We start from the raw sequence: 3,427 nt of genomic DNA, 5'->3' as shown, positions 1-3,427 counted from the left end.
TGCAAACGAAAGAAGCCTGTACTGGAAGCTCACTGCCTGGGAAAACCTCGATGTATTTGGAGGAATATATGGTGTTCCGAGGAAGGTTCGAAGAAGAAAGATGGAAGAACTCCTCGAAAAGTTCGGTTTGCTTGAATACAGAGATAAACCCGTTGAGGAATTTTCAACAGGAATGAGAAAAAAATTGATGGTCTGCAAGGCACTGATCCATGAGCCGCAGATTCTGTTTCTCGACGAGATACTCAACGGTCTGGATCCGTCCTCAATACGCGAAATGGTGGATTACCTGAATGAACTGAACAGAAAAGGGCTGACCGTTCTCATGGTGAGTCATGTACTCCACGCGCTCCCTGAAAATGCAACGGTTGCCCTTCTCAAAGATGGACGGATTCAGATGGAAGTGAGATACGGAGACATAAATAACAAAAAAGCTGAAATATATGAAGTGTTTGAGAATCTCATCAAGGGGCGGGATGTAGATGAGGAAGATACTTTATCTGGTCTTGAAGGAAATGAAAATAAGGCTTAAATACAGATTCGTTTGGGTTAACATGGCTTTGACTCCCTTTTTCATCATAGGACCCTATGTGTTTTCTTCCAGAATTGCCGATGTGAATTCGCTCACAGAGAGTGTGATGATAGGTGCCCTGCTCTGGTACTGGTTGAACCAGTACTTCTTCGGAGTGGGAGACGGATTCACAGAGGAAAGGGAAGAAGGTGCTCTCATTTCTGTGGTACTTGCTCCTGTTAGTCTTCTAACCTTTCTATTCTCGAAATCCATCGACACATTCATCATGAACCTGTACATAACATTTTTCACGCTGCTTTTCTTCAACCTTTCTGGCGTGAAGCTTGAATTCCATCTTCTCTTTCTTCTTTTGCTGATGGTGAGTGGTGTTTATATAACGTTCTTTTCCATATTTTTTGCGGCGCTGTCACTGTGGAAGAAGAGAATCAGGAGCATAAACTCCACCGTTCAGTTCTTTTTTGGAATCCTTTCAGGAATGGTCAACCCGGTTGAGAACTTCCCCATCTATGTTCGATTTGTTTCCTACATGATACCGCTCACCTATCTCATATCCATGGGAAGACGTTTAATAAAAGGAGACACGAACGGCTTTGTCTTTCAGCTGTTGATATTAACGACTCTCAGTGTTGCTTACCTGATTCTTGGAATATGGTTGCTCAGAAAGGCAGAGAATGAGATCAGAAGAAAAGGGGAATGGGAGACATGGTGAGAAGTCTTCATCTTGCAAAAGCGAGTTTTCTGAGTGCAAAGAGATACAGAATAGACTGGTATGGTTCTTTTCTCACTCCCCTCTTGACAATCATTCCGGTTGTTTTGCTCTTCTATCTTGGCTCAAAATCGGGCCTTGTACAGTTTTTTTATGGTGCTACAAACACGGAGAACATCATTGGATACCTGTTGCTGGGTGCGGCATACTGGAACTACGTTGAGGTTCTCTGGGGAACTGTGTTCACCTTGAGATACTATATGAGAATAGGTCAGCTGGAAGAGATACTCACGATGCCCATCAGCACCCTGGGATACATCTTTTCATGGTCGGTTTTTGGTCTTGTGAAAGTCACCATAGAGTCTGTACCCATAATCGTGCTTGCAATACTGATGAATTTTATGACTCTCAGTCCGATCGGGTTCGCCCTTGCAGCTGGTGTGGTTATCCTCTCCATAGTTGCTTCTTTTGGGTTTGTTTTCCTGTTTTTTGGTGTTACTCTGAGGTTCAAAGAAGGAGACGAGCTGGTGGGCCTGCTTGGAAACGCAGCTCCTCTAATAGGAGGCATGTTCTTCCCAGTGAGTATACTTTCAAAGGGCCTGATGTACCTTTCTTTTGCCTTTCCTTTCACCTGGGGGCTGGATCTCACACGTCATTTCCTGATGAATACAAATACTCTGCTGAACCCTGGGAAAGAGTTCATCATTTTGACAGTTCTTTCACTCCTGTATCTGGGACTTGGTGCCTTTTCTTTCAGAGTACTCCAGAACAAAGCAAGAAGGAAAGGCATGCAGGGGTTTTGATGGAATGCAGTTTGAAGTATCAGCAATATTGCTGATTAAATATGATTTCCAATGAATAAGTGGAAGATGCTATTATGTATTATGATATCAGTGAAAAAGAGGATGTTAATGAAGTTTCAGCAACTTCTATAGGGGAGGGATTGTATGAAAAGGCTTATTTTGTTTGCTATTCTGTCTGCTGTCTCTATTGTTGTGGCTAGTCAGACTACTATTCCCTATCAGGAGCTTCAGTGGGATTTATCATACCTTGTTGATATAGTTGACAGATGCCATGTATCTCCATGGCGGTATATTTCACGGGAAGATTTCATGAAAATAGCTGAAGAGATCAAACAAAAACTTGATCATCCAATGTCAAGGACAGATTTTTACAAGGAGATAATTTATCTTCTTCACTATATAAGCGATGTTCATACATTTGCGGGGCTTCCGACAAGCGATAACATTCTGGTTTTCCATTTTATTCCCCATGTTATTGACAGTAGAATATTTGTTGTTCATGATGGCAACAACTTATCACTTGCACCGTTCGAGATTCTAAAGATAGATGGAAAAGACGCAAAAGATATTATTCGTGAAATGAATAGATACACACCATTTTCCACTTATAGGAGCTTGTCTTCGTTTTTTTGGCTTCTTCCCACTCTTTGGGACAAGAAGGAATTCCATATTTTGATAAAGCATGATAACGAGCGAAGAGAAATCGTTGTGAAGGCAATTACATTACAGGAGTTTGAGAAAATAAAGAAGCAATTTTTTAAAGATGAAAAGTATTACCAGTTTACACGGAGAGGAAAAAATAGGGATATTGAAGGTAAAAAAGTTCAGATTTGGGACGCACCCTTTAGAAGGGCAAAAGGAATTCTCTGAGTTTCTGACCAAAGTATTCTCAGAAAACAAAGATATGACAGATTTAATAATAGATGTACGGGATAATCCCGGAGGAAGCTGGGATGCCCCTCTTGAGATAATAAGCCATTTTATAGACAAACCGTTAATTATTAATGCAGATATGTACACAAAAGCGTGTGAATATGCACAGAAAGATCTTGCAGCTATTGGAATAAGGTACAGCAAGGAATTGGAAGGTGAAATAATAAGAACGAAAAAAACCTTTACAGCTTATCCCAAGAAACCTATTTTTAAAGGCAATGTATGGGTTCTTGCAAACAAAGATGTGTTCTCTGGAGGAAAATTCTTTGTATATGTTATTCAAAAGTACAGGCTTGGAAAAGTTATAGGAGAAAAGTTATTAACTGATGCGAACATAACTTTATGGCGACCATTTATGCTTCCATACTCGCACATAGAAGTATATATACCCACACGAATGGTATTTTTTGGCAAAGACATTGAGATACTTCCAGACTACGAAACCACCCTCACAGC

At 40.7% G+C, this 3,427-nt stretch carries 5 protein-coding genes; all 5 read left to right on the top strand.

The genetic code is table 11. The features are described from left to right. Positions 1–529 (top strand): ATP-binding cassette domain-containing protein (locus J7K79_RS06255; protein WP_296906440.1); only part of this gene is annotated, 529 nt, incomplete at its 5' end. Further along, positions 480–1,238 (top strand): ABC transporter permease, encoded by a 759-nt coding sequence (locus tag J7K79_RS06250; protein WP_296906437.1) that lies wholly within the window; start codon positions 480–482, stop codon positions 1,236–1,238. The genes J7K79_RS06255 and J7K79_RS06250, both read left to right, overlap by 50 nt. Then, on the top strand, positions 1,223–2,038 hold the full coding sequence (locus tag J7K79_RS06245) for an ABC transporter permease (RefSeq protein WP_296906434.1): 816 nt from the start codon (positions 1,223–1,225) through the stop codon (positions 2,036–2,038). The genes J7K79_RS06250 and J7K79_RS06245 overlap by 16 nt, the downstream gene beginning before the upstream one ends. 144 nt (positions 2,039–2,182) lie before the next feature. Then, entirely contained in the window at positions 2,183–2,908 is a 726-nt protein-coding gene (locus J7K79_RS06240) for a hypothetical protein (RefSeq protein ID WP_296906431.1), read from the top strand. Continuing rightward, positions 2,847–3,427, top strand: a 581-nt coding sequence (locus J7K79_RS06235; protein WP_296906428.1) for a S41 family peptidase, incomplete at its 3' end; no start/stop codon positions are given. The genes J7K79_RS06240 and J7K79_RS06235, both read left to right, overlap by 62 nt.

The organism is Thermotoga sp. (assembly GCF_021162145.1).
GTDB lineage: Bacteria > Thermotogota > Thermotogae > Thermotogales > Thermotogaceae > Thermotoga.
Note: the sequence above shows the minus strand (reverse complement) of the source record. Positions and strands in the feature narration are given on the sequence as shown.

Bases quoted from the DNA above. Each gene is read 5' to 3' on its own strand.
- J7K79_RS06250 (WP_296906437.1), top strand. From the start codon at position 480: ATGAGGAAGATACTTTATCTGGTCTTGAAGGAAATGAAAATAAGGCTT.
- J7K79_RS06245 (WP_296906434.1), top strand. From the start codon at position 1,223: ATGGGAGACATGGTGAGAAGTCTTCATCTTGCAAAAGCGAGTTTTCTG.
- J7K79_RS06240 (WP_296906431.1), top strand. From the start codon at position 2,183: ATGAAAAGGCTTATTTTGTTTGCTATTCTGTCTGCTGTCTCTATTGTT.